This window comes from Rhodococcus sp. IEGM 1381 (assembly GCF_030056795.1).
Taxonomy (GTDB): Bacteria; Actinomycetota; Actinomycetes; order Mycobacteriales; family Mycobacteriaceae; genus Rhodococcoides.
Genome location: NZ_JASHKQ010000002.1, coordinates 235,423 through 261,720, shown reverse-complemented (window position 1 = coordinate 261,720; position 26,298 = coordinate 235,423). Strand labels below are relative to the sequence as shown.

Annotated in this window: 24 protein-coding genes and 1 pseudogene; 18 read left to right on the top strand and 7 right to left on the bottom strand. The window is 65.3% G+C overall.

Annotated elements, in window-relative coordinates; genetic code table 11:
- The first annotated feature begins 36 nt into the window (after nucleotides 1–36).
- The 10 genes from QM797_RS11235 to ligA all read left to right on the top strand — a co-directional run bounded on the left by QM797_RS11235 (nucleotide 37) and on the right by ligA (nucleotide 10,906).
- Nucleotides 37–837: an electron transfer flavoprotein subunit beta/FixA family protein gene (locus QM797_RS11235; protein ID WP_283275632.1), complete on the top strand. Its 801-nt coding sequence runs from the start codon at nucleotides 37–39 to the stop codon at nucleotides 835–837.
- A 42-nt stretch (nucleotides 838–879) separates the two neighbouring features.
- Nucleotides 880–1,836 (top strand): electron transfer flavoprotein subunit alpha/FixB family protein, encoded by a 957-nt coding sequence (locus QM797_RS11230; protein WP_283275630.1) that lies wholly within the window; start codon nucleotides 880–882, stop codon nucleotides 1,834–1,836.
- Between the two features lie 148 nt (nucleotides 1,837–1,984).
- Complete coding sequence (locus QM797_RS11225; RefSeq protein WP_283275629.1) at nucleotides 1,985–2,803, top strand: GNAT family N-acetyltransferase; 819 nt, start codon at nucleotides 1,985–1,987, stop codon at nucleotides 2,801–2,803.
- A gap of 80 nt (nucleotides 2,804–2,883) precedes the next feature.
- On the top strand, nucleotides 2,884–3,696 hold the full coding sequence (locus QM797_RS11220) for a lysophospholipid acyltransferase family protein (protein ID WP_283275627.1): 813 nt from the start codon (nucleotides 2,884–2,886) through the stop codon (nucleotides 3,694–3,696).
- 71 nt (nucleotides 3,697–3,767) lie between these two features.
- Nucleotides 3,768–5,006: a cysteine desulfurase family protein gene (locus tag QM797_RS11215; RefSeq protein ID WP_502942315.1), complete on the top strand. Its 1,239-nt coding sequence runs from the start codon at nucleotides 3,768–3,770 to the stop codon at nucleotides 5,004–5,006.
- Complete coding sequence (mnmA, locus tag QM797_RS11210) at nucleotides 5,006–6,094, top strand: tRNA 2-thiouridine(34) synthase MnmA (RefSeq protein ID WP_283275625.1); 1,089 nt, start codon at nucleotides 5,006–5,008, stop codon at nucleotides 6,092–6,094. Before QM797_RS11215 ends, mnmA begins: the two co-directional genes overlap by 1 nt.
- Entirely contained in the window at nucleotides 6,091–7,110 is a 1,020-nt protein-coding gene (locus tag QM797_RS11205; RefSeq protein WP_283275623.1) for a methionine synthase, read from the top strand. The genes mnmA and QM797_RS11205 overlap by 4 nt, the downstream gene beginning before the upstream one ends.
- 678 nt (nucleotides 7,111–7,788) lie before the next feature.
- Entirely contained in the window at nucleotides 7,789–8,451 is a 663-nt protein-coding gene (locus tag QM797_RS11200; protein WP_283275818.1) for a GGDEF domain-containing protein, read from the top strand.
- 66 nt (nucleotides 8,452–8,517) lie between these two features.
- The gene (locus tag QM797_RS11195; protein WP_032378171.1) at nucleotides 8,518–8,700 is read left to right on the top strand and encodes a hypothetical protein; all 183 of its coding nucleotides are present in this window, start codon (nucleotides 8,518–8,520) and stop codon (nucleotides 8,698–8,700) included.
- A 112-nt stretch (nucleotides 8,701–8,812) separates the two neighbouring features.
- The gene (ligA, locus tag QM797_RS11190; RefSeq protein WP_283275816.1) at nucleotides 8,813–10,906 is read left to right on the top strand and encodes an NAD-dependent DNA ligase LigA; all 2,094 of its coding nucleotides are present in this window, start codon (nucleotides 8,813–8,815) and stop codon (nucleotides 10,904–10,906) included.
- 15 nt (nucleotides 10,907–10,921) lie between these two features.
- Here ligA and QM797_RS11185 read toward each other — a convergent pair whose 3' ends face one another.
- A complete protein-coding gene (locus QM797_RS11185) occupies nucleotides 10,922–11,572 on the bottom strand; it encodes an ACT domain-containing protein (RefSeq protein ID WP_283275621.1) in 651 nt (216 codons plus the stop codon).
- A 303-nt stretch (nucleotides 11,573–11,875) separates the two neighbouring features.
- Here QM797_RS11185 and gatC point away from each other — a divergent pair, with 303 nt between their 5' ends.
- The 3 genes from gatC to QM797_RS11170 are packed head-to-tail and all read left to right on the top strand — an operon-like array spanning nucleotide 11,876 to nucleotide 14,733.
- Nucleotides 11,876–12,175: an Asp-tRNA(Asn)/Glu-tRNA(Gln) amidotransferase subunit GatC gene (gene gatC, locus QM797_RS11180; protein WP_032378172.1), complete on the top strand. Its 300-nt coding sequence runs from the start codon at nucleotides 11,876–11,878 to the stop codon at nucleotides 12,173–12,175.
- Nucleotides 12,172–13,644: an Asp-tRNA(Asn)/Glu-tRNA(Gln) amidotransferase subunit GatA gene (gatA, locus tag QM797_RS11175; protein WP_283275619.1), complete on the top strand. Its 1,473-nt coding sequence runs from the start codon at nucleotides 12,172–12,174 to the stop codon at nucleotides 13,642–13,644. Before gatC ends, gatA begins: the two co-directional genes overlap by 4 nt.
- Nucleotides 13,645–13,650: 6 nt before the next feature.
- The gene (locus tag QM797_RS11170) at nucleotides 13,651–14,733 is read left to right on the top strand and encodes an alpha/beta hydrolase (protein WP_283275618.1); all 1,083 of its coding nucleotides are present in this window, start codon (nucleotides 13,651–13,653) and stop codon (nucleotides 14,731–14,733) included.
- A 1-nt stretch (nucleotide 14,734) separates the two neighbouring features.
- Here QM797_RS11170 and QM797_RS11165 read toward each other — a convergent pair whose 3' ends face one another.
- From QM797_RS11165 to QM797_RS11160, 3 genes and pseudogenes are all read right to left on the bottom strand, one after another.
- A complete protein-coding gene (locus tag QM797_RS11165; RefSeq protein ID WP_283275617.1) occupies nucleotides 14,735–15,421 on the bottom strand; it encodes an alpha/beta-hydrolase family protein in 687 nt (228 codons plus the stop codon).
- 80 nt (nucleotides 15,422–15,501) lie between these two features.
- Nucleotides 15,502–15,939 (bottom strand): annotated as a pseudogene (locus QM797_RS26335) (alpha/beta-hydrolase N-terminal domain-containing protein); the annotation flags it as partial.
- Between the two features lie 191 nt (nucleotides 15,940–16,130).
- Nucleotides 16,131–16,778: a hypothetical protein gene (locus QM797_RS11160; RefSeq protein ID WP_283275616.1), complete on the bottom strand. Its 648-nt coding sequence runs from the start codon at nucleotides 16,776–16,778 to the stop codon at nucleotides 16,131–16,133.
- A gap of 165 nt (nucleotides 16,779–16,943) precedes the next feature.
- On the opposite strand from QM797_RS11160, the gene QM797_RS11155 reads away from it, so the two are divergent.
- The 3 genes from QM797_RS11155 (at nucleotide 16,944) to QM797_RS11145 (ending at nucleotide 19,986) form a co-directional block, all read left to right on the top strand.
- On the top strand, nucleotides 16,944–18,182 hold the full coding sequence (locus QM797_RS11155; protein WP_502942314.1) for a sensor histidine kinase: 1,239 nt from the start codon (nucleotides 16,944–16,946) through the stop codon (nucleotides 18,180–18,182).
- 9 nt (nucleotides 18,183–18,191) lie between these two features.
- Nucleotides 18,192–18,854: a response regulator gene (locus QM797_RS11150; RefSeq protein ID WP_283275615.1), complete on the top strand. Its 663-nt coding sequence runs from the start codon at nucleotides 18,192–18,194 to the stop codon at nucleotides 18,852–18,854.
- A 100-nt stretch (nucleotides 18,855–18,954) separates the two neighbouring features.
- Nucleotides 18,955–19,986, top strand: a complete 1,032-nt coding sequence (locus tag QM797_RS11145) for an ATP-dependent 6-phosphofructokinase (protein ID WP_032376991.1) — start codon at nucleotides 18,955–18,957, stop codon at nucleotides 19,984–19,986.
- Nucleotides 19,987–20,005: 19 nt separating this feature from the next.
- Here the strand turns inward: QM797_RS11145 and QM797_RS11140 are convergent, their stop codons facing one another.
- Complete coding sequence (locus QM797_RS11140) at nucleotides 20,006–20,470, bottom strand: acyl-CoA thioesterase (protein WP_283275814.1); 465 nt, start codon at nucleotides 20,468–20,470, stop codon at nucleotides 20,006–20,008.
- A gap of 94 nt (nucleotides 20,471–20,564) precedes the next feature.
- Here QM797_RS11140 and gatB point away from each other — a divergent pair, with 94 nt between their 5' ends.
- On the top strand, nucleotides 20,565–22,076 hold the full coding sequence (gene gatB / locus QM797_RS11135; protein WP_283275613.1) for an Asp-tRNA(Asn)/Glu-tRNA(Gln) amidotransferase subunit GatB: 1,512 nt from the start codon (nucleotides 20,565–20,567) through the stop codon (nucleotides 22,074–22,076).
- Between the two features lie 57 nt (nucleotides 22,077–22,133).
- Here gatB and QM797_RS11130 read toward each other — a convergent pair whose 3' ends face one another.
- Entirely contained in the window at nucleotides 22,134–23,282 is a 1,149-nt protein-coding gene (locus QM797_RS11130; RefSeq protein ID WP_283275612.1) for a PQQ-dependent sugar dehydrogenase, read from the bottom strand.
- 84 nt (nucleotides 23,283–23,366) lie between these two features.
- On the opposite strand from QM797_RS11130, the gene QM797_RS11125 reads away from it, so the two are divergent.
- Complete coding sequence (locus QM797_RS11125) at nucleotides 23,367–24,323, top strand: DoxX family protein (protein WP_283275610.1); 957 nt, start codon at nucleotides 23,367–23,369, stop codon at nucleotides 24,321–24,323.
- A 74-nt stretch (nucleotides 24,324–24,397) separates the two neighbouring features.
- On the opposite strand, the gene ilvD is transcribed toward QM797_RS11125, so the two are convergent.
- A complete protein-coding gene (ilvD, locus tag QM797_RS11120; protein WP_283275608.1) occupies nucleotides 24,398–26,239 on the bottom strand; it encodes a dihydroxy-acid dehydratase in 1,842 nt (613 codons plus the stop codon).
- Nucleotides 26,240–26,298 lie beyond the last annotated feature (59 nt).

Genomic DNA, 26,298 nt, shown 5'->3' with positions numbered 1-26,298 from the left:
ATCAGCAGAACATGACCAGGAGGTCGACGCAGACCCATGACGAACATCGTTGTTTTGATCAAACAGGTTCCAGACACGTGGTCCGAGCGCAAGCTCACCGACGGTGACTACACCCTCGATCGCGAGGCTGCCGACGCCGTCCTCGACGAGATCAACGAGCGGGCCGTCGAAGAGGCATTGCTCATCAAGGAAGCTCAGGGCGGTGAGGTGAAGGTTCTGTCCGCAGGCCCCGATCGCGCCACCGACGCGATTCGCAAGGCTCTGTCGATGGGTGCGGACAGCGCAGTGCACCTCAACGATCCGAGCCTGCACGGCTCCGATGCCATCCAGACCGGGTACGCCCTGGCTGCAGCGTTGGGCAACGTCGCATTCGAGAACGACGAGCCGGCCGATCTCATCATCGCCGGCAACGAGGCCACCGATGGACGGACCGGTGCAGTCCCCGCGATCATTGCCGAATACCTGCAGATTCCGGCGCTGACGCAGATGCGCAAGCTCATCGTCGCCGACGGCAAGGTCACCGGCGAGCGCGAGACCGACGAGGGCATCTTCGGCCTCGAGGCCACGCTGCCCGCCATCGTGAGCGTCACCGAGAAGATCAACGAGCCCCGGTTTCCGTCGTTCAAGGGCATCATGGCCGCCAAGAAGAAGACGGTGCAGACCATCACGTTGGCCGACATCGGTGTCGAGGACGGCATCGTCGGTGTCGACAATGCGGGCACGACGGTTACCTCGTCGACCCCCAAGCCTCCCAAGACTGCCGGCGAGCGGCTGACCGACGAGGGCGACGGCGGCGACAAGATCTCCGCCTACCTCGTAGGCCAGAAGATCATCTGATCCCGCCCCACCGAGCAATCGAAGACAAACGAGGAGCAAGTCATGGCAGAAGTACTCGTGCTCGTGGAGCACGTCGAGGGAACACTGAAGAAGGTCAGCTCCGAGCTGATCACCGCCGCTCGCGCACTGGGTGAGCCGTCCGCGGTCGTCACCGGCCCGGTCGGCACCACCGACAAGGTGGCCGACGCGCTGACCGAAGCCGGTGCCGAGAAGATCTATGCCGCCGAGTCCGACGACATCGACGGATTCCTGGTCACCCCGAAGGTCGACGTCCTGTCGGCACTCGCGGAGTCGGTCTCGCCTGCGGCGATCATCACCGCGGCCACGATCGAGGGCAAGGAAGTTGCGGGACGGCTCGCTGCGCGCTTGGGCTCGGGCTACCACAACGACGTCGTCTCGCTGAACGACGACGGCAGTGCCGTCTACTCGATCTTCGGCGGCGCGTTCACCGTCGAGGCGAAGGCGAACGGCGACGTTCCGGTCATCTCGCTGCGTCCCGGCGCAGTCGAGGCCGAGCCGAAGGCCGGAGCAGGAACTCGCGAAACCGTCGAGGTGCCGGCGCAGGAAGACGGCACCGTCAAGGTCACCTCGCGTGACCCGATCGTGGGCGGCGACCGTCCGGAGCTCACCGAGGCGACAGTCGTCGTCTCCGGCGGACGTGGCGTCGGCAGCGCCGACAAGTTCTCGGTCGTCGAGGAGCTCGCCGATTCGCTCGGTGCCGCAGTCGGTGCCTCGCGCGCTGCCGTCGACTCCGGTTACTACCCGGGCCAGTTCCAGGTGGGCCAGACGGGTAAGACCGTCTCCCCGCAGCTGTACGTTGCACTCGGCATTTCCGGAGCCATCCAGCACCGCGCCGGAATGCAGACCTCGAAGACCATCGTCGCAGTGAACAAGGACGAAGAGGCTCCCATCTTCGAGATCGCCGACTACGGCATCGTCGGTGACCTGTTCAACGTCGCGCCGCAGCTGACCGACGCAGTCAAGAAGCACAAGGGATAGCCACAGTCGCTGTTCTGCGAGAAGGCCCTCACCGCGTCGACGGTGGGGGCCTTCTCCCGTGAGGCGGGGCAACCTTGTTCATGCAAACTCTTCCGACACGTTCCCCCGTCGACGCCCGGTAGTCTTCCTGGCTCGTTAGACACACCTCATGACCACTTCCGTCATGAGCTCGACTGCATCGATCGTCCCGGCCACCGACCGCTACTCACTCGTGTTGTCCACCGACCCGGAGCACCGACTCGCGGCGCAGCGTTTGCGCTACGAGGTGTTCGCGTCCGAGCCGGGATTTGCTGTTCCCACCGACCCCGACGGCCTCGACGCCGATCGGTTCGACGAATTCTGTGATCACCTTCTCGTCCGTGACCAGTGGACCGACGCGTTCGTCGGCTGCTACCGCATGTTGCCGCCACCGGCCGCGGTGGCGGCAGGCGGCTACTACACGGCAACCGAATTCGATATCTCCGCGCTCGATCCCGTCGGCATGAACATCGTCGAAATGGGCAGAGCCGCAGTACATCCCGACCATCGATCCGGATCGGTCCTCGGCCTGATGTGGGCGGGAATACTGCACTACCTCGACGTGACGGGGTACGAGTGGGTGATGGGCTGCGTGTCGGTTCCCATGCAATCGGCATCGGGTGAACCTCTCGGAGCCAATGTCCGAAGCGTTAGAGACCGCTTGTTGGACAAGCATGCAACGACGCCGGATCGACGGGTCCGGCCCTACGCTCCGGTCGTCGTCGACGGAGTCGACCTGGCCGACATCGCACCCGCGAAGCGAACGTCCATGCCGCCGTTGATGAACGGATACCTCCGACTCGGGGCCTCCATCTGCGGTGAGCCTGCACACGACCCCGACTTCGGTGTGGCGGATTTCGTAGCGTTGCTCGGGCTGCACGAGGCCAACACCCGCTATCTCGATCGGTTACGTTCGGCTGCAACGACATTCGAGTCGGGTACCCGGTGACGCAGCCGATCGTGCATGCTCATGCGTGGATGCCGTCTTCGCCGTGCAGCGACGGTTGTCTACCGAAGAACCCGCCGACGGTGAGACGGATCGTTCTCGTCCTGCGCATCGTACTGGCGCTGACTGCGTTCGGATTGCTGCCGGTGTTGGTCGTACTCGGCGTGCCCTTTCCTCGGGTTCGTCGTTCGCTGACACGTCTCGGCGCTCGGATGCTGTTGCTGGCCATCGGCATCGACCTCACAGTCCTCGATGCCCGCTCGGAACGGGAACGATCTCGAACATCCGGGGGAGCTCTGCATGTCGCCGGGCACATCTCCTGGACCGATGTCGTCGTGCTAACCGCTGTCCGGCCCTCGACCTTCGTCGCACGCGCGGACTTGGTCGACTGGCCGGTGCTCGGACGGCTGGCGCGGGCCATGAAGGTGGTCCCCATCGATCGAGCCCGCCTGCATCAGCTGCCCGGTGTCGTCGAGCAGGTGGCCGAACGAGTCCGAGCAGGTGGATCCGTCGTCGTATTCCCCGAGGCCACCACCTGGTGTGGGCGCGCCTACGGCTCGCTGCGCCCGGCGTTGTTGCAGGCGGCCATCGATTCCGAGACCTGGGTGCAGCCGATCCGGCTGCGGTACCTCGACCGAACCGGAGAGCAGACCACGTCGACCTGCTTCGTCGGAGACGAAACAATCGGCGCGTCCATCGGCCGGATCTTCCGACTTCGAGGACTGCGCGCGGAAGTGGAGTTCACGGCACCGGAGGCACCCGGCAGCGATCGGCGTGACCTTGCTCGCCGCTGTGAGGTGGCGATCCGTCGCGACGACGTGTACGACCCCACAGTGCACGAGGTCGTGGCCGAAGCCGAGCGCCGCCCGAGTGCCCCGACGGTTGCGGCAGCCTGACCGATGTGAGCGCGGACCCACCTCGCGCAGGTAGGTCCGCGCTCCGGGCAGCGGGTATCGTCTAGCCTGTTATGCCTTCCGTGCGCAGTACGACTGCTACCGTCCCGTCTCGGCCACCGGTGTACCTCGATCACGCAGCAACGACCCCGATGTTGCCGAGCGCCATCGAGGCGATGAACTCTGTGTTCACCACCGTCGGAAACGCGTCCTCGCTGCACACCTCCGGTCGGTCCGCCCGGCGTCGAGTGGAGGAATCTCGCGAGTCGATAGCCGCAGACCTCGGCGCACGCCCGTCCGAGGTGATCTTCACCTCCGGTGGCACCGAAAGCGACAACCTCGCCGTGAAGGGCATTTTTGCCGCGCGCCGTGACTCCGACCCCACGCTGACCAGAATCATCGCGAGCTCGGTCGAACACCATGCCGTACTCGACGCCGTGGAATGGCTGGTTGCCCACGACGGTGCTGTTGTCACCTGGCTCCCGGTCGACACCGACGGCCGGGTGACTCCTGAGGTACTGAGGGCCGAACTGGCCCTGCACGCAGACGAGACCGCCCTCGTCACCGTGATGTGGGCGAACAACGAGATCGGTACCGTCATGCCGATCGTCGAGCTGGCAGCCGTCGCCGCCGAATACGGCGTCCCGATGCACAGTGACGCGATCCAAGCTGTCCCGCATCTGCCCGTGAGTTTCGCGGACAGTGGTCTGTCTGCGCTGAGCATCGCTGCGCACAAGTTCGGTGGACCCCAGGGCGTCGGCGCACTGCTGCTGGGTCGTCAGGTTCCGTGTGTTCCGTTGTTCCACGGCGGTGGCCACGAGCGAGACGTGCGTTCGGGCACTCCGGACACCGCAGGTGTCGTCGCTATGGCAGCTGCGCTACGGTCGACCACCCAGAATGCGTCACGGCATCGTGCCGAACTGAGTGCATTGCGCGATCGGTTGATCGCAGGAATTCGAGACACTGTTCCCGACGTCATCCTCAATGGTCCCGAGGGCGACGACCGGTTGGCGGGAAACGTCCATTTCACGTTCCCCGGCTGTGAGGGCGATTCGCTGTTGATGCTGCTCGACGCCGCGGGCATAGAATGCTCGACGGGCTCCGCGTGTACTGCGGGCGTGGCCAGTGCCAGTCATGTACTGATCGCGCTCGGCCTCGATCCTGGCGTCGCCCGTGGATCGTTGCGGTTCTCCCTGGGGGCCGGATCGTCCGATGCAGACATCACCACTGTGCTTGCGGCGCTGCCGCAGGTCGTCGAACGTGCTCGTGCCGCCGGACTGGCCGGCGTCGGAGCTCGAGGAGGAAATCGCTGATGCGTGTTCTGGCTGCTATGAGCGGGGGAGTCGACTCGGCGGTGGCCGCGGCTCGTGCCGTGGACGAAGGCCACGATGTCGTCGGCGTTCACCTGGCACTGTCGAGTGCTCCCGGTGCGCTCCGCACGGGTTCGCGCGGCTGCTGCTCGAAAGAGGACGCCGGTGACGCTCGCCGGGCCGCCGACGTGCTCGGAATACCCTTCTACGTCTGGGATTTCGCTGATCGGTTCAAAGAGGACGTCATCGACGACTTCGTGGCGTCGTACGCAGCGGGCGAAACTCCCAACCCCTGCCTGCGGTGCAACGAGAAGATCAAGTTCTCCGCGTTGTCGGACCGCGCTCTTGCACTCGGCTTCGACGCCGTGGCCACCGGACACTACGCCCAGCTGCACGACGGAGTGCTACGCCGGGCCGTGGACGCGGACAAGGACCAGTCCTACGTCTTGGCCGTGCTCAACCAGGGCCAACTCTCGCGTGCGATGTTCCCCATCGGCGACACTCCGAAGTCCGAGATTCGCGAAGAGGCAGCCGAGCGCGGGCTGGCCGTTGCGGACAAGCCGGACAGTCACGACATCTGTTTCATCCCTTCGGGGGACACGCGCGCCTTCCTCGGAGCACACATCGGAGTGCGACCGGGCAAGGTTGTCGACTCCGACACCGGAGTCGAACTGGCCGACCACGACGGTGTGCACGGTTTCACCATCGGACAACGCAAGGGACTCGGAGTCGAAGGTCCGGCCGCCGACGGCCGTCCGCGCTATGTCACGTCGATCGAGCCCGACAGCGGTACCGTCATGGTCGGTTCCGCTCACAAGCTCGATGTCTGGGCCATCAGCGGAGACCGTGCGGTGTGGACCGAAGGCGTTGCCCCGACCGGTCCTATCGAGTGCATAGTCCAGGTTCGCGCGCACGGCGGGCTGACCGACGCCGTCGCCGAGGCAGTGGGCGACGGCGTGGAGATCCAGTTGCGCGCTCCACTCACCGGAGTTGCCAAGGGGCAGGCAGCGGTGTTGTACCGCAAGGACATTCACGGAGACATCGTCATCGGTAGCTCGACCATCTCGGGCACTCGATCCGAGCGCGAGTGACCCCGAGCGATTTCGCAGGACTTGCAACCGGTATCGGTTCCTGGCCGGGCACCGACATCCGTGAGGCTGCCGCAATCGTCCTCGGCGAGTTCGACGAGCTACCGCACATCGTCGAGCTCCCGGCACGCGGACTGGGTGCGGACACGATCGGGCGAACCGGAGCCATCATGGTCGACGTCGAACTCGACGTGCGCACGTCCGGATACCGTGTCGTGCCCCGTCCGATGCTTGCCGGTCGTCGGGCCAGCGATTTTCTCGCCGAGGACCTCGATGTGCTCGAGGAGTTGTGGGAGGTCTCGGGGCTTCGCGGCAGCGGCCGCACCATCAAGGTTCAGGCCGCTGGACCGTTCACGATGGCAGCTCAGGTCGAACTTCGGCACGGGCATCGGGCATTGACCGACCGCGGTGCCGTCCGGCATTTCACCGAAGCCCTCGGTGAGGGGCTTCGCCAGCACTGCGCGGAAGTGGCGCGTCGGCTCGGCGTCGACGTCGTGGTTCAGCTCGACGAGCCCAGTCTCGCAGCCGTTCTGGCCGGGAGCCTGTCGGGGATCACCGGGCTCGATACCGTGCGTCCGGTTCCCGAACCGGACGCACTCGAACTGCTCGACTCGCTCATCGAGACCATTGCGCTCCCGGTCGTGGTGCATTGCTGCGACTCGGATGTCCCTTTCGATCTGCTTCGCCGCTCGGGGGCGGCCGCGGTTGCCGTGGACGCGACCGGGCTGCGCCGCACCGACTTCGACGGAATCGGCGAGCTGCTGCAGACTGGAAAGACGCTGATGCTCGGCTTGATTCCACCGCACGCCCCCGAGCGGCCCACGGGTTGGCGGGAACTCGCGGAGCCGGGTGTGATCTTGATCGACCGCCTCGGGTTCGATCGTTCTGTGCTCGCTTCACAGATTTCGGTGACGCCCAGTTGCGGTCTGGCCGGCAGCACGCCGGAGTGGGCCCGTCGCGCAACAGGACTCGCCCGCGACGTGGTCACTGCATTCGCCGACTCGCCCGATTCGTTGTGAGGTCGCACAGTCGGATCGAGTGACCGGCTCCGACTGCGCGGCCTCGCGCCCACGAGTACTGGGACGTCGAACAGGTGTGACACTATTCACATGGCCGTCGGGGGTCTATCGAATCTGTGGGAGTTCGGAACGTGGCATCAGGCGGTCGCGACTTCGATGAGGTTGCCTCCCTCCGACGTTCTGGCCGACACCGTCGAGCTGTGTTGGCCAAACTCGCTGTCGCAACCTCCGACTGGTACCGAGCGCCGCACGATTTCGGGTGGATTCTGAACCACAGATCGACCCGCCCGCTGACCGGAATCATTCGCGCCGTCTTCGGCACGGCAACTCTGATGTATACGCTGACGTCGATTCTGATGCTCTTCAGTGACCTGGGGCCTCGCGGAACGACTGCGATCGTCTGGGTTGTGCTGGTGCTCGCGATTCAGGTTGCCGTCGCCGCCCGGTGTGTGTTCGGGCCGATCCCGGGAAAGAAGTGGTTCGTCGACTTTCTCGCCTTCGGCGACATCCTCACGACCTCGGTGTTGATTCTGTACGACCCCATCGCCTCACTCATCGTAACTGTGCTGTTCGCCATCACGGGCGCACTGTGCACCTACTTCTTGAGCCCACGCTTGCTGGTGACGCACTTGGTGTGGACCGCCACGTTCATCGTCGGCTTCGGCATTCGTGACGGTGATGAACGACGACGTCGACTACATCGACGGGCCCGCTGTCGCGACCGCCACGGTGGTGTTGTTGCTGGCGACCGTGGGAGTGCCGGTGTTCGCTCAGGTTGCGTGGACGACGCTGTCCAACGACGCCAAGCGTTCGGTCCTCGATCCACTGACCGGGGTGTACAACCGGCGAGGCATCGACAGCGAACTGCTCGACCTGTGGCAGCACGCCCACTCTCGGGACATGTCGATGGCGTTCATGGTCGTCGACATCGACAAGTTCAAGTCCGTCAACGACCGATTCGGGCACAGCCGCGGCGACGACGTGATCGTGCGAGTCGCCGACCGACTGCGCCGCCTGGTTCGGCACCAGGGTGGAGTCCTCGCCCGAACCGGTGGCGAAGAATTCCTCGTAGCCGTAGCCGTAGCCGTAGCCGTAGCCGTAGCCGTGGTCGGCGACGCGCGGGGAATGGTCGATCTCGGCTTCGACATCGTCCGGGTGCTCTGCGACGGCCGGGACGATATCCCCGTCACCGTCAGTGTTGGAATGGGTTTGCTGCGCGAGGACTCGGCCCTGTGGGACGTGGGAACGTCGGTGGTCGGTAGAGCGGCACGCACGGCGGACGCCGCGATGTACCGGTCCAAGCAGTCCGGCGGCAACAGTTTGGTGATCGACGAGATCTGAGTCCGCAATCTTCCCGTAGCTCGGTGCGCCGGTGTGCTCGCCCGAGACCTCTGCGATGATCGTCCGATGTATCGGCTATCGGATGCCCAACGACGGGGACTGCCTGCCGGAGTGCTGTTGTCTGTGATGGCCTCGGTGCTCGGCGGCATCTACTCCGACTCCTTCGTGACGGGTTTCGCATTGACCGCCGGTATCTGCGCGGTGGCGCTCGTGGCTGCGACGCTGTTGCTGGGACTCATGGGTCGCTAGTCGCACGGTGTCGGCCGATGGGTCACTGTCGGTGGGGTCGGATAATCTTCGAGACGTGCCAGAGCCGACCGAACTACCCGCAGGAACCGACGACAGCGCAGGGTCAGTCGGTGTGGAACTCGATGCCGCGTCCTCTGCCGATCGCGAGCGATGGCAGACGCTGGCCGAGGAAGTGCGCGGCCACCAGTTCCGCTACTACGTTCGCGATTCGCCCATCGTGTCCGACGGCGAATTCGATGCTCTGCTGCGTGAGCTCAACGATCTCGAAGATGCACACCCGGATCTACGGACCGCGGACTCGCCGACCCAACTCGTCGGAGGCGGCTTCGCGACGGAATTCACCGCCGTGGACCATCTGGAACGAATGCTGAGCCTGGACAACGTGTTCGACCACGACGAGCTTCGCGCCTGGGCAAAACGAGTCGAGACCGAGGCCGGACCGGATCTGCACTACCTGTGCGAGGTCAAGATCGACGGCGTCGCGCTGAATCTGGTGTACGAGAACGGCACTCTCGTTCGTGGTGCCACCCGCGGCGACGGACGCACGGGCGAGGACGTGACCCTCAACGCACGCACTATCGACGACATCCCGGACACCCTGACGGGCAGTGCGGAGTACCCGGTGCCGGAGGTGCTGGAAGTGCGTGGGGAGGTTTTCTTCCGCCTCGCGGATTTCCAGGCCCTCAACGCCTCACTCGTGGAGGAGGGCAAGCCGCCGTTCGCCAATCCGCGAAACTCCGCGGCAGGGTCGCTGCGACAGAAGAATCCTGCCTTCACCTCCAAGCGACGCCTGGGAATGATCTGCCACGGGTTCGGGCGCATGGTGGGCTTCACCCCCGATTCGCAGTGGCACGCCTACGAGGCACTCCGAGCGTGGGGCTTGCCGATCTCCACGCACACCACACGGGTGCGGGGGATCGACGAGGTCGTCGAGAAGGTCGTCTACTGGGACCAGCACCGACACGACGTCGAACACGAGATCGACGGTCTGGTGGTCAAGATCGACGAGATGTCGCTGCATCGGCGTTTGGGAACGACGTCTCGAGCACCGAGGTGGGCGATCGCCTACAAGTACCCACCCGAGGAGGTCACGACGACTCTGCTCGACATCCGTGTCAGCGTGGGCAGGACGGGCCGAGTGACCCCGTTCGCGTACATGACTCCGGTTCTCGTAGCTGGTTCGACGGTGTCGTTGGCAACTCTGCACAACGCCTCCGAGGTCAAGCGTAAGGGCGTGTTGATCGGCGACACGGTGACCATCCGCAAGGCGGGTGAGGTCATTCCGGAGGTTCTCGGACCTGTCGTCGACGCCAGGACCGGTGACGAGACCGAGTTCGTCATGCCTACCGAGTGCCCGGAGTGCTCGACGCCATTGGCTCCGGCCAAGGAGGGTGATGCAGACCTGCGCTGCCCCAACTCGCAGTTCTGCCCGGCGCAACGGCGCGAACGGGTGTTCTTCGTGGCCGAGCGGCAGCGGTTCGATATCGAAGGACTCGGGTACGAGGCTGCATCCGACCTGTTGACCACCGGTGCCATCGAGGACGAGGGCGATCTGTTCTCGCTCACCGAAACGGACTTGATGAAGACGGCGATCTTTCGTACCAAATCGAGGGCCCTCTCGGCCACCGGTCGCAAGCTGCTCGACAACTTGGCGGTGGCGAGGAACCAGCCGCTCTGGCGCGTCCTGGTCAGCCTGTCCATCCGGCACGTGGGGCCATCGGCGGCCCGCGCGTTGGCCGGAGAGTTCGGCAGTCTCGAACGTATCGAGGCGGCGTCGGTCGAGGAACTGTCTGCGGTCGACGGGGTGGGTGGCACCATCGCGGCCGCTGTCTCGGAATGGTTCGGCGTCGACTGGCATCGAGCCATCGTCGACAAATGGCGGGCCGCCGGCGTACGGATGGAAGACGAGCGCGATGCGTCCATCGAGCGAAATCTCGAAGGGCTGTCGATCGTCGTCACCGGATCGCTGACCTCGTACTCACGTGACGAGGCCAAGGAGGCGATCCTGCTCCGAGGCGGGAAGGCGGCGGGTTCGGTGTCGAAGAAAACTGCGTTCGTCGTCGTCGGCGAGTCCCCGGGATCCAAGCACGACAAGGCGATCGAGCTCGGCGTACCCGTACTGGACGAGTCGGGGTTCACTCGGTTGTTGACCGAAGGACCTCAGGCGGTGGCACCCGCCGATATCGAACCTGGATCGGACGACTGACCTGATGCGACAGCGTCAGGTCAGTACGGTGGCCACGATGCCGGCGAGGTAACCGAGCCGGGCAACCTCCGACGGTCGAAACTCCGGCCCACCCGGCCTTCCCAGCATGAGGACGGTGCCGGTGTTTCCGAGCGGAGCGGCGGCGATCTGAGTATCCATGTCTCGCCACACCTGCGGAACCCATTCTGCATCTGCGTCCAGCGCAGCGGGAGCCGCAAGGGGGAACCAGGGCAGCTCGGCGGCATGGGTCTCGGGTGCTCCGGAGCTACCCACCAGGCGGAACGGGCCGTGCGCGTTGGTGGCGACAATGGTGCTCCACCCCACTCGCAGAACCCGAGGGGCACCGTCGACCAGTACCTGCAGTCGGTCGTCGGACGCAGCGGCGACGCGATCGATCAATTCCAATTCGCGGTGGGTGTCGAGGACTCCGGTGTACGGCCGGATGGAATCGACCCGAACATCGTCGAGGTTCTCGGCGGCCGTGATCAGCGTGTCGGGAAGCGAACCGGGCGCGACGTCGACCACCAGATCGTCGACTGCGTATCCGTCACCGCGTTCGATGACGTCGAGGGAGAGGATGTCTGCGCCGACCGAACCGAGCGCGACGGCCAACGATCCGAGACTGCCCGGCCGGTCCGGCAGTTGAACGCGGAGCAAGTAGGACATGTCACGCTCCCTTTCGACTTCTGGCGTACTTCGGCCACCCAGCGCAACGAATCGTTGCTGACGGGCGGAAAGGGAACATCTGCACCCCGGCGCGAGCAATCCTTGCATCTTCGACCTGTTCGGCACGTCCCGCAACGCGGGCAGTGACAATTCTGACACCCGGAGTGCCCACGAGGAGTGCGTGAAGCGTGCGCGACGTTCCACACTAGGCTGGACGGCATTCGCGGACCCGTTCGGTTCGCCCTGCAAACACGGGGTCGTTTCGTTCGGCTCCACTCCTACAGTGTGAAAGGGGTCTACGCGGTGCCTGACATCTCCCGCGACGAGGTCGCTCACCTCGCCCGGCTGTCGCGCTTGGCTCTCAGCGACGCCGAACTCGACGAGTTCGCCGGTCAGCTGGATTCGATTCTTCACCACGTCAAAGCCGTGGCGGAGGTGGCTACGGACGATGTTCCGCCGACGGCCAACCCCAGCGAGATCGTCAACGTGACGCGCCCCGACACGACTGTTCCCGGACTGACGCCGGAGCAGTCGCTCGCCGGCGCACCGAACGCGGAAGAGGGCCGTTTCGCGGTGCCGCAGATCCTGGGGGAGAGCGAATGACCGACCTGACGAAGCTCGATGCATCCGAGCTCGCCACCCGAATTCACGCGCGCGAGATCAGCGCAGTCGAGGTGACCCAGGCGCATCTCGACCGGATCTCGGAGGTCGATGGAGACCTGCACGCATTCCTGCACGTCGCAGCAGTCGAGGCGCTCTCCGCGGCGACCGACGTCGATGCGGGACTGTCTGTAGGTCGTGCGCCCGCGTCCGCTCTGGCCGGGGTCCCTCTGGCCCTCAAGGACGTGTTCACCACGACCGACATGCCGACGACAGCCGGCTCGAAGATTCTCGACGGCTGGGTTTCGCCGTACGACGCGACGCTGACCTCGAAGCTACGAGCAGCGGGTATCCCGGTGCTGGGCAAGACCAACATGGACGAGTTCGCGATGGGCTCGTCGACCGAGAACTCCGCGTACGGGCCGACCAAGAACCCGTGGGACACGACCCGGATCCCCGGCGGCTCGGGGGGCGGCAGCGCGGCGGCGCTCGCCTCGTACCAGGCACCGTTGGCCATCGGCACCGACACCGGCGGATCGATTCGCCAGCCGGCCGCGCTGACCGGCACCGTGGGAACCAAGCCGACCTACGGCAGTGTCTCGCGCTACGGTTTGATCGCCTGTGCATCCTCTCTCGACCAGGGCGGTCCGTGCGGTCGCACGGTGCTCGATACCGCGCTGCTGCACGAGGTGATCGCCGGATACGATCCGCGGGACTCCACATCCGTCGATACGGCAGTTCGGCCGGTCGTCGCAGCGGCACGGGAGGGCGCTCGCGGCGACCTGTCCGGCGTTCGTGTCGGGGTTGTCAAGGAATTGCATTCCGACAGTTACCAGCCCGGTGTGATCTCGTCCTTCGATGCCGCGGTGACCACACTCACCGAACTCGGTGCCGAGGTCGTCGAGGTCTCCTGCCCCAATTTCGTACACGCGTTGGCCGCGTACTACCTGATTCTGCCGTCCGAGGTGTCGTCCAACCTGGCTCGATTCGACGGTATGCGATACGGCTTGCGGGCCGGTGACGACGGCAAGCACAGCGCCGAGCAGGTCATGGCCATCACGCGTGCCGAAGGGTTCGGGCCGGAAGTCAAGCGCCGCATCATGATCGGGACGTACGCGCTCTCGGCCGGGTACTACGACGCTTACTACGGTTCAGCTCTGAAGGTGCGCACGCTCATTGCACGCGACTTCGATGCCGCCTACGAGAAGGTCGACGTGCTGGTGTCGCCGACGACCCCGACAACGGCATTCCCGTTGGGGGAGAAGGTGGACGATCCGATGGCGATGTATCTCAACGACCTGTGCACGCTGCCGACGAACCTCGCGGGCCATTGCGCGATGTCGGTACCGTCAGGTCTTGCCTCCGAAGACGGTCTGCCCGTGGGACTTCAGATCATGGCTCCGGCGTTTGCGGACGAGCGTCTTTATCGTGTCGGTGCCGCGTACGAGGCCGCTCGCGGCGATCTGAGGTAGTTCGAGTTGCTGCATCGGTGGGCTGCAGACCTCGCTCATCTACCTCTGCTCTCCGGTGCGGTGCCGACAGTCGCATTGACGGTGGCGGCGGTACTGTCGCTGGCCACGATCGGTGCCGTCGCCGTGCGGGTTCGGCGAGGCTCAGGGCTGGGGCGGGTGTTCGGTTCGCTGAGCGCCCTGGGTCTGCTGGCAGCGGTACTGGTTGCAGCGGCTGTACTCACCAATCTGGCCGTCACACGGTATCCGACGGTGGCGCTCGCTCTTGGGCGTCAACCTGTCGTCCCGGTCGAGGGCCACGGCAGACTGGTCGATCTCGAGGTGCCCGGCACGGTGTCGCACTTCGACGCGCGGCCCGCGACGATCTACCTTCCGGCCTCGTACGACGCCGGTGCCGACGACCTGCCGGTGCTGGTGCTGCTCACCGGACAACCCGGTCACGTCGTCGACTGGATCGAGGGTGGCCGCTTGATGCAGACGATGGACGCTTTCGCGGCCCGTCACGAGGGTGTTGCCCCGATCGTCGTCGTTGCCGATGGTCTCGGTGACACCGAGGCCAATCCGATGTGCATGGACTCGAACCTCGGAAATGCGGCGACCTACCTCACCGTCGATGTGCCGCAATGGGTTCGGTCGAACTTCCGGGCGTCCCCGGATCCGCGGGCATGGGCGGTCGGCGGGTATTCCTACGGAGGAACCTGCGCCCTGCAGCTTGCGGTGACTGCACCGTCCGTGTACCCGACGTTTCTGGATATCTCCGGTGAGGACGAGCAACGTCGCGGTACGAGAAGCGAATCGGTTGCCGCAGCATTCGGAGTTGACACTCCGGCGAGCGAGGCTCGATTCGAGCGAACTACACCACTGAACATACTGTTGCACAACAGCTTTCCTGATTCGGCTGGTGCCTTTGTCGCCGGTTCCGAAGACGAAGAATTCAGGCCGCAGACCGAGCGTGCCTTCGAGGCTGCTGTGGCTGCCGGTCTCGACGTTCATTACAGCGAGTTGCCCGGCGGACACTCGATGCGGGTATGGGCTCCGGCCTTGGAGGACGAGATGGACTGGCTCGGAAAACGATTGGGGCTGCTCGACTGACTCACCGGCACAGCGGCATGCTGGTGCCCTGGTCGATTCCGTATCGATGGCCGTGGCCGGCCTCCACGTCGAGCGCCGCGGCCAGATCGACGGACGTCTGGACGAAGCTGACGAGCGGTAGCCACATCGGCGTCGGCGCATCGTGACGGGTTGCCGTCGGATCGGGCGCCGACCACAGCAGATCTGCAGACCATCGGACGACGGGGTCCGATGAATTGGCGAGCACCGTTGCGCCGTCGGTGTTCACGGCTCCGGCAGGTGGACCTGCCCATACTGCTCCGCAGACGAGTGGATCGGTTCGACGAAAAGACAGATAGGCGCCGCTGCCCGCCACCGCCCCCAGACTCTGGCCGTACACGACGATCTGTGGCGGTGTCGATTTCGTGGCTGCCCGCGCTGCGACCGCATGTGCAACTGCCTCGGCCGAGCTGCGTGCGTCGTCCTCGGCGAACATGAACGTCGCCCAGCTCGGCTTGTTCGAGTACTGCACCGCCACGGTCGCGACATCCCCGCCGAATCTGCGTTCGGCACCTGTGACCGCATTCTCGTCCACCCATCCCGATCCGGTCGGTATCGCGACGACCACCACACTGCGATCGAAAGCGCCCGCGCGTTCCATGTCCGCGACGGCCAACGCGACCCGTCGATCGAGCGTGGGCGCCGAGTCGAGGCCGACGTAGGTGCGCACGGTACCGGGGACGAAGCCGCGGACGCGAACTTTCTGCCTTCTCTACCCAACGTGCTCCACGGAACGAGCGAGTCGGGACCACCTGATCTCGTCGTCGCAATCGGTGCGGTCACCGTATCGTGCACTTCCGAGTTCGAGGCCGAGAAAGAACTGGACATGGCCGACCAGAGCGCGGGCGCGGCGACGACGTACGACAGCACGCCGACGACCGCGATCAGAACGACCGTTCGCACACCGCCGAGCGCAGTGCCCACTCTCCGGGTGCCGAGACCGATACCCCACAGAGCGAGAGCGACGCATGCCGCTCCACCGATGATTTCGACGGCGTAGTGCCAGTCCACTGCTCGGGTGGCCATCGCGGCTCGTAATTCGTTCTGCCACAGAATGTTCGAGTACAGCGCGCCGATAGAGATCACTGTTCCAGCGCCCGCTGTCCACGCCCGCGCGCCGAATCCAGCGGGTCCCCGCGTGCCGAGAGCGTGCCTGGCCGACCACGCGAGGGCGAGCGCGATCGCCATCGATACACCGATCAACAGTGCTTGGGTGACGGCTGGACGGGGGAGCAGCGCAGGAGCCGACGACATCGCCACTGCAGCTGTGAGCGCAATCGAGGTCCCGATTCGCGGCAGCCGTAAGCCCGTCGAGAGTGTCGGTGCAACAGAAGTCCCAGCAGAGCCGATTCGCCCGGAGGATCCGGTGATCGTGGCGATCATGCGTGTTCGCCGATCTCGGGTACTGATATTCGCGTGCGCACGTATCGGCCCGTCAGAAGAACCGACAGTGTCATCAGGGCAAAGGCTGCGCCGCCCAGCGCGATCGGCAGTGCGGGTTCGGCCACCGGTGTGCCGAACGACTGCCGCCACGAATTCATGTCCACGGCCGCAGCGGCCACCGAGGCGGCGGCGTCGCAGGCCCGGCGGGATCCGTCATCGGTTCGCTCGATGCAGGCGGCGTGCAGACGGCTTTCCAACCGACCATCGATGGCTCGGCGCCAGTGCGGGTCCACGGTCTTGCCCGTCGCGGCGGCATACCGTATGAGGTCGTAGCCCAGATCGTGTGCTTTGCAGGCGGATTCGAACTCCGTCGGCAGCGGCACGGGTGAAGAACAGTCCCCGTGAGGATTGCCTGCCATGGCGTCGAGCACTATCGGTCGGTAGCCCATCACCGATGCGAAGTCGGCGGGGATCGCTCGGGTCGCCGCGTCTGCCGAGTCGGTGACGAGCGCGCGCATCGCTACGGCGACGGGCGATGTTTTGTCGGGTGCGGACAACGGGGACGACGCGGCACCGGTGGTCGCAATCATCGCTACCGTGCCCGCGGCGATGCACATCAGGATGCGAGAAGTGTTCCTGTTCATGGCTTTCGACGCTACGAAGCGAGTTGCCCGACGCACATCGCGCCGAGGTCTCGTTCTGCAGTGACTGTCGGTCTCGGTCTGCGACCGGTTCGATACCGCAGGTGTGTGCGGAACTGATACTCAGGTATGACGTCCTCGTCGGTCCACACTCCCTAGGCTCGGTCCGTGCGCAAGAACAGATCACGAGAATCGAAGCCAGGAGCGGCGAGGCGTCGGGTACCGACTCGAATTGCCGGTGTCCGTTCGGTCGACGCGCTGATCGTCGTCGTCGGTGCGGTGCTGTATTCGATCGCATGGCCGACACTGTCGGTCACCCATCATGTCTCGGGGCCGTTGATGCCTATCGTCGGCGCACTCGCGGCCTTCCCGTTCGTGCTGATTCGAGTCAATCCCGCGTTGGGGTGGGCGGTGTCGGCGCTGTCCGCCCTGGTCATTCCGGTAGCGTTCGACCGCACTCCGGGCTACGACTATCCGTGGCAGGTAGTGCACATACTCGTTCTGTTGGCGCTGTTGTTCGCCGTCGCGCTGCGATCTCCGCCGGCGGTGCTGCTGCTGGCCTGGTTGACCAGCATGCTGGTGTTCTTCGCGTACATGCCGGGCTCGGACGGAGTCGGTTGGTCGGTCGGTCTCACGGCAGTCGTCGTGTTCGGACTGTTGATCCGCTGGCTCGTCCTCTCCCGCAGGCAACTTGCCCGGCAGGAGGAGGTCAGCGAACTCGAGCGCACCAGGCGCACGGTTCTCGAGGAGAAGGCGAAGATCGCTCGAGATCTGCACGACGTCGTCGCGCATCACATGTCCATGGTGGTCGTGCAGGCGCAGAGTGCGCCGTATCGACTCGACGACGTATCCGAGGCCGCCGCGCTGGAATTCGCGTCGATCGGTGCCACGGCGCGCGAGGCACTCAACGAGATTCGAGGAATGCTCGGTGTACTCCGCAGTGATGGTCAGCAGTGGCAGGACGCACCGGCACCGAATGCACTCGATCTCGAACGCGCCCTCCACGCGAGCCGCAAGGCCGGGATGGACGTGCGCTGGAACATTACCGGACCAATCGAATCGATCTCCGAGACAACAGGACTGGCGCTCTACAGAATCCTCCAGGAGTCGTTGTCCAATGCTGCGCGCCATGCCTCCGAGGCTCCGGTGACCGTCGACATCACGGTCACGCCGAGCAACGTTGCCATGACCGTGGTCAACGCGCCGTCGCCGAACATCGGTGTCGGACGTGTCGCTGGGGCTGATACCGGCGGGCACGGGATAGCGGGCATGCGAGACCGAGCACGGGCAGCACACGGGTGGCTGCACGCTTCCGCCCTACCGGACGGCGGATTCGAGGTCGCGGTGCATGTGCCCCACGGGCTACCGACTTCGGCGGCACCGTTGGTCACGGACGAACTCGCCTAGGCTGACGACGTGGTGACAACGGTCTTCATCGCCGACGACCAAGCGATGGTGCGGCAGGGGTTCGGTGCGCTTCTCGGCGCTCAGGCCGATATCTCGGTGATCGGGGACGCCGACAACGGCAGGACGGCGGTCAGCGAGGTTGCTCGACTGCTGCCCGACGTGGTGCTGATGGACGTTCGGATGCCGGAGATGAACGGTCTCGATGCCGCGCGAGCAATCCTCTCTGCCTCCCTCCCGTCGCCGGTGCGCATCCTGATGCTGACGACATTCGACATCGACGACTATGTCTACGAGGCGCTGGCGCTCGGCGCGAGCGGCTTTCTGCTCAAGGATGCGCCGGCCGAGGAATTGATTCGAGGTGTGCGCGTCGTCGCCGGCGGCGAGGCCCTGCTGGCGCCGTCGGTGACCAGACGGCTCATCGCGGACGTCACCGCCCGCCGCGGGGCGCGACGCCACACGTCGCCGCGTCTGAGCGATCTGACTCCGCGCGAACGCGAGGTGCTCGAACTCATTGCCACCGGCATGTCCAATTCCGAGATCGCGGGCTCGCTGTTCCTGGCCGAACAGACCGTCAAAACCCATGTGGGCAAGGTCCTGGCCAAGCTCGGCCTACGCGATCGTGCCCAGGCTGTGGTGCTGGCCTACGAGACCGGCGTTGTGACGCCGAAGTGAGCGGCGGGTGGTACCGACGCGCGCAGCGCTCCACGCCCCATTAGGCTGACGACCGTTGTTGGGTCCACTCACGGATCTGTAAGCAGAGAGGCGAAAATCGATGCGCATCGGAGTTCTGACCGGAGGCGGCGATTGCCCAGGGCTCAATGCGGTGATCCGCGCAGTGGTACGTACCGCCGACGCGCGGTACGGCTCCACCGTCGTCGGCTTCCAGGACGGATGGCGCGGCCTTCTCGAGGATCGTCGCGTGCAACTGCGCAACGACGACCGCAACGACCGGTTGCTCACCAAAGGTGGCACGATGCTCGGCACCGCGCGCACCAACCCGGATGTGTTGCGCGCCGGGCTCGATCGAGTCAAGCAGACCCTCGAAGACAACGGCATCGACGTGTTGATTCCGATCGGTGGCGAAGGCACCCTCACTGCTGCCGCCTGGTTGTCGGAAGAGGGAGTGCCGGTGGTGGGGGTGCCCAAGACCATCGACAACGACATCGATTGCACCGACGTCACGTTCGGCTTCGACACGGCCCTGACGATCGCCACCGACGCGATCGACCGTTTGCACAGCACTGCCGAATCCCATCAGCGGGTGATGCTCGTCGAGGTGATGGGTCGGCACGCGGGGTGGATTGCGCTGCACGCCGGATTGGCGTCGGGCTCGCACATGACGCTCATCCCGGAGCAGCCGTTCGACGTCGAGGAAGTATGCACGTTGGTGCGCAAGCGTTTTCAGCGTGGAGATTCACACTTCATCTGCGTCGTCGCCGAGGGAGCCAAGCCGATGGAGGGCTCGATGAAGCTACTCGACGGTGGCATCGACGAGTTCGGTCACGTTCGGTTCACCGGAGTCGCGCACCAGCTCGGTGTCGAGATCGAACGACGCATCAACAAGGAAGTTCGCACCACTGTGCTCGGGCACGTTCAGCGCGGTGGAACCCCCACGCCCTACGACCGCGTGCTCGCGACGCGATTCGGCGTCAACGCGACAGACGCGGCGCACGCCGGTGACTTCGGCAAGATGGTCTCGTTGCGGGGCACCGAGATCGGCTTGGTGTCCTTGGCCGAGGCGACCAAGCAGCTCAAGCGGGTACCGCAGACCCGGTACGACGACGCCGCCGCGTTCTTCGGCTGAACCGGTGCCTCGCGCGAGGTCACATGCGACCGGCGGCCTCTTGGATCTCGGCCTCGCGTGCTTCGGTCTCGCGGCGCAGTTGGCGTCGTCGCCGCGCGGCCTCGAAGCGCTGAGCGCCGACATCGGTCGTCGGCAGCAACTGGGGCAGGGTCGTGGGCTTTCCGTCGTCGCCGATAGCGACCATGGTGAAGTAGCAACTGTTGGTGTGTCGTAGCTCACCGCGCTGAATGTTCTCGGTCTCCACTCGAATCCCGACTTCCATCGAGGTGCGGCCGGTGTAATTGACCGACGCCGAGAAGGTGACGAGTTCACCGACGTGGATGGGCTCGCGAAAGACCACTCGATCGACCGACAGAGTGACCACGTACGCCCCGGCGTAGCGGCTGGCACAGGCATACGCCACTTGGTCCAGGAATTTCAGAATGGTGCCGCCGTGGACGTTGCCGGAAAAATTCGCCATGTCCGGGGTCATCAGCACGGTCATCGACAGCGTCTGCTTCTCGGTGTGCGTCACCCGTGCACGGTAGCGAGTGCACGTGGTTACTCGCGCGTCGTACGCAATGCATAAACTACGGACCATGACTGCTGCAACCGTCGATCTGATCGATTACGACGATGTGCTCGCCACGTTCGACCCCGTGTTGGGCATGGAGGTGCACGTGGAGTTGGGTACGGAGACCAAGATGTTCTGCGGTTGCCCCACCGCGTTCGGTGCCGAACCCAACACGCAGGTGTGCCCGGTGTGCCTGAGCCTTCCCGGCGCGCTACCGGTGGTCAACGCCGCTGCCGTGGAGTCTGCGATCCGTATCGGATTGGCGCTCAATTGCTCGATCACTCCGTGGGGTCGGTTCGCTCGTAAGAACTACTTCTACCCGGATCAGCCGAAGAACTATCAGATTTCGCAGTACGACGAGCCCATCGCCACCGAGGGCTACCTCGATGTTCTGCTCGACGACGGCAGCACGTTCCGCGTCGAGATCGAGCGCGCGCACATGGAAGAGGACACCGGCAAATCGACGCACGTCGGCGGAGCGACCGGCCGCATCGAGGGAGCGTCGCATTCGCTGCTCGATTACAACCGTGCCGGTGTGCCGCTGGTGGAGATCGTGACGAAGACGATCACGGGAACCGGAGCCCGCGCGCCCGAAGTGGCACGTGCCTACGTCACCGCACTCCGAGATTTGTTGAAGTCGCTGAACGTCTCCGACGTACGGATGGATCAGGGTTCGCTGCGCTGTGATGCCAACGTATCGCTGATGAAGAAGACCGCCACCGAACTCGGCACCCGCACCGAGACGAAGAACGTCAACTCGCTCAAGAGTGTCGAGGTTGCCGTTCGGTACGAGATGCGCCGTCAGGCAGCGGTTCTCGAATCCGGCGGAGAAGTGACGCAGGAGACTCGGCACTTCCAGGAATCCGACGGCACTACCACCAAAGGCCGCAAGAAGGAGACCGCAGAGGACTACCGGTACTTTCCCGAGCCTGATCTTGCGCCGGTCGCTCCGAACGCGGACTGGATCGAGGAGCTCCGCGGGACCCTGCCCGAGCTTCCGTGGTTGCGACGCGGCCGGATCCAGAAGGATTGGGGCGTCTCCGACGAGGAAATGCGCGACCTGGTGAACTCCGGTGCACTCGAGCTCGTCGCGGCAACGGTGGACGCAGGTGCGTCGCCACAGGCAGCGAGGTCCTGGTGGGTGTCGTACCTGTCGCAGCAAGCCAATGTGGCCGGAGTGGAGCTGGACGATCTGTCGATCACACCGGCCCAGGTGGCGGAAGTCGCCGCGTTGGTCTCCGACGGCAAGCTCAACAACAATGGTGCCCGTCAGGTGGTGGACGGGGTGCTGGCAGGCGAGGGCGAGCCGGCTCAGGTGATGGCCGACCGTAACCTCGTATTGGAGAAAGACGACACGAAGCTCCAAGCCGCCGTCGACGAGGCACTTGCCGCGAATCCCGGTGTGGTGGAGAAGATCCGCAGCGGCAAGGTTCAAGCTGCCGGTGCCATCGTGGGTGCGGTGATGAAGGCGACCCGCGGTCAAGCCGACGCGGCCCGCGTCAAGGAGCTCGTCCTCGAGGCCTGCGGCCAGTCCTGATCGTCGATATCGACTGTGGCCGAGTGCAATTTGCGCTCGGCCGCAGCCGTTTCTCGATCAGTCGACACCGCCTGCGCCTCCACCTGGGAAGGGCACCTTGACGACGCGGTCGTCGGTGGGGCCGGGCTCCGCACCGCTCTTGTTCACAGTTCCGACCAAGATCTGACCGTCGGCCGAGCTCGTTGCCCCGTTCAGCTGCCCGTAGCGGTCCTGGATCAGCAGCGTCGGTTCGGCCGACACAGCTCCGGTGTTTGCATCGGTGGTCAGTGCTGCAACAGCTTTCGCCGTCGTGAGGGCTACGGCCACACCGCCGTCGCCTGCTGCGCATCCAGCTACGCCGGGGCGGTCCGGCCACGTCCATACCGGAGAGAACACCGCGCCGAGTTTGTCGATGCGCTGCAAGCGGTCTTCGATCGCGGTGCGGTCGGTCACGTAGATGTTCCCGGCACCGTCGGTGCACACATCGCCTGCCGTCCCGATTCCGCTCAGTGCGATCTGCGGACGCGGGGGATTGGACGTCGGGGACAATGACGTCACCCGTAACAGCTTGCCGGACAAAGAATCCGGGCTCGCGGCTGCGGCCGGGTCGCCGTTGTCGCCGGTGAGGACGAGCAGCTCGGTCGGGGTGTAGAAATCGATGGACCCACGATTGCCCGTCGCGCCGCGAGGAATGCCGGTCAAGATGTCCTTGGGAACGTCGCCGGGAGCGAGCCGAACCACCCTGGTGTCCGAGGGTGTGGTGACGAGGGCGTAGAGCAGCCTGTCCTCGGCGTACGTCGGAGAGAGCGCAATGTCGAGCAGGCCACCGTCACCGGTTCCATCGACCGCAATCCTGGCCACCTCGAGCGGTGTTCGACCGGCCGCAACCTCCATGATGCGACCGGTGCGGCGCTCGGCAACCAGCGCGCTCTGTCCGTCGGGGAGTGCGACGAGGCCGCCGGTGGTGTCCAGACACGTCGCGATCACCGAGGGGTCGGGATCGACGCAGGGACCCGACGGCGGGGGCGGAGCATTCGGATCCGACGAAGGCGGTGCCTCGCTGGGGGTCGTCGGTTTCAACTCGGCCGCACCGACCTCGGGTGCAGGGGTGAACGGCGACGAATTCGAGTCGTCGAAGCGGGCGCACCCGGCGAGCATGGCGGCCGTCATCGTGAGTGCGACGACAGCGGCAGTGGCACTTCGAGGTGACGCTCCGACCGGCTTCATCCTTCGAACGGTACGTCAGCAGTGACGCGGACTCGCCACGCGGCCATGAGGGGAATCGGCGCATATCGGCTCTACTGTGGAGAGGTGACCGATACACCGCGCGACCCCAACCGGCCGGACCAGTCGTACGAACCGGCCGAGAGCCCGTACGACAATCCCACCGAACAGATCCCACCCTCGCGCTCTGCGTCCGGTACATCCGCCTCGGATCGATTGCCTCGAACCGACGACGAGCTCGACTTCCCGTACTCGTCCACGTCCGACGCGCGTTCTTCCGACGCGCGTTCGTCCGATACCAGTTCGACCGATGCGCAACCGACCGAGAAGATCCAGGCCTATCGGCCGTCGACTTACGCGGATTCGTCCACCACCGGCGCGTCGGCCGACAGCACGTCCTCGACCGCATACGCCGATCACTCCACCGAGTACCTCGGTACCTCGGCGGGCGCGGGAGCCGCAGGGGCCAGGGCGGCAGTCACCTCGGAGCCCGAGGTTCGCACCGAGACCGTCGAGGTTCCTGCTCGTCGTGGTAGCACCGATCTCGGCTTGTTCGTCCTGCGCGTGGCGATAGGGGCGGTATTCCTCGGTCACGGCCTGCAGAAACTGGTCGGCCTGTGGGATGGGCCGGGACTCGACGGATTCCAGAACTTGCTGGAGACCTCGGGCTTTCGCTACTCGGAGATTCTCGCGATCGCGGCTGCTGCGGGCGAGACGCTGGGCGGCGCGTTGTTGATCCTGGGTCTGGCGACACCCCTTGCGGGCGCAGCCGTGCTGGCGACGATCATCAATGCGTGGTGCTTCAAGCAGGCCGCAGAGCCCGGATTGCAGTTCTCCGGTAGCAGCGGCGTCGAATACGAGACAGTTCTCGGTTTCGCCGCGGCCGCAATCATTCTCACGGGCCCGGGAAAGATCGCCTTCGACGGTCGCCGCGGGTGGGCCACTCGACCGCGAATCGGATCGCTGCTTGCACTCGTCGTCGGCATCGCCGCCGGAGTCTGCATCTGGATCTTCCTCAACGGAGCCAACCCCGTCGTTCGCTGATCTCCGACACCTATCGAACCAATGTGCGTGGTACTTCGTAGTCCGCTACGAAGTACCACGCACATGTTTTTCCCTCAGGGCACGTAGCGGACGGCACCCTTGTCGGCCGACGTCGCCAGGGCCGCATATGCGCGCAAGGCAGTAGTGACCGTGCGCTGGCGGTCCACCGGCTGCCACGGGCGCTCGGACGCCGTCATCTTCGCTCGGCGGGTCTCGAGGGTCTCGTCGTCGACGAGGATTTCGAGGGTGCGTGAGGCGACGTCGATCCGAACCTGGTCACCGTTCTCGACGAGCCCGATGACTCCGCCTGCTGCGGCCTCGGGCGAGATGTGCCCGATGGACAGGCCCGAGGTTCCGCCGGAGAAGCGGCCATCGGTGATCAGCGCGCAGACCTTGCCCAGACCGGCACCCTTCAGAAACGCCGTCGGGTGCAGCATCTCCTGCATGCCGGGGCCGCCTTTGGGTCCCTCGTAGCGAACGACCAGCACGTCGCCGGGTTGGATCTTCTTCTGCAGGATGGCCGAGACGGCCTCTTCCTGTGATTCGACGACCAGGGCCGGGCCCTGGAACGCGAACAGGTCCTCGTCGATGCCTGCGGTCTTGAGGATGGCACCGTCGACCGCGATGTTGCCGCGGAGCACCACCAGGCCACCTTCGACCGTGTACGCATGCTCGAGATCGCGGATGCAGCCGCCGGCGGCGTCGGTGTCGAGAGTCGACCAGCGATTACTCGTGGAGAACGGTTCGACGGTTCGGACTCCGCCGGGAGCGGCGTGGAACAGCTCGATCGCTTCGTCGGACGCCTTTCCGGATCGGATGTCCCAGGTGTCGAGCCACTCGTCGAAGCTCTTCGTGTGCACGGTCGAGACGTCGGTTTCGAGCAGGTTCGCGCGACGCAGTTCGCCGAGGAGAGCCGGAATTCCGCCGGCGCGGTGCACGTCTTCCATGTGGTAATCGGAATTGGGGGAGACCTTCGCCAGGCACGGGACCTTGCGGCTGATGGCGTCGATGGTCTCGAGGTCGAAGTCGACCTCACCTTCCTGCGCGGCAGCGAGGGTGTGCAGCACCGTGTTGGTCGATCCGCCCATCGCCACATCCAGTGCCATGGCATTGCGAAACGCGGCCGGCGTGGCGATGTTGCGAGGGAGAACGGACTCGTCCTCGTCGCGGTAGTACTTCAACGCGGCATCGACGATCGTGGTGCCGGCCCGCGTGAACAGGGCGCGGCGGGCCTGGTGAGTAGCCAGGGTCGAACCGTTTCCGGGCAGTGCGAGTCCGAGAGCCTCGGTGAGACAGTTCATCGAGTTCGCAGTGAACATTCCCGAGCAGGATCCGCAGGTGGGGCACGCACTGCGCTCGACCTCGTCGAGGCCTTCCTCGGACACAGCGTCGTTCGCGCTGGCGGAGATCGCGGTGATCAGGTCGGTCGGTCCCTGTGCGACGCCGCCGACGACGACGGCCTTGCCCGCCTCCATCGGTCCGCCCGAGACGAAGACGGCCGGGATGTTCAGGCGCATCGCGGCATTGAGCATGCCGGGAGTGATCTTGTCGCAGTTGGAGATGCACACCAGCGCGTCGGCGGTGTGGGCGTTGGCCATGTACTCGACGGAATCGGCGATGATCTCGCGGCTGGGCAGCGAGTACAGCATGCCGCCGTGGCCCATGGCGATGCCGTCGTCGACGGCGATCGTGTGGAATTCTCGGGGAACGCCGCCGGCCGCGCGGACGGCGTCGGCGACGATCTCGCCCACGTTTTTCAGGTGCACGTGGCCCGGGACGAACTGGGTGTACGAGTTCGCGATGGCGACGATGGGTTTACCGAAATCCGAATCCGTCATTCCGGTGGCGCGCCACAGCGAGCGTGCGCCCGCGGCGTTGCGTCCGACTGTGGTGACCCGTGAGCGTAGCGGCGGCATGTGCGTAGTCCTCGTTCGTTGCAGCGGTTTCTCGCACGGGCGAGGCTACTCGCCGTCGG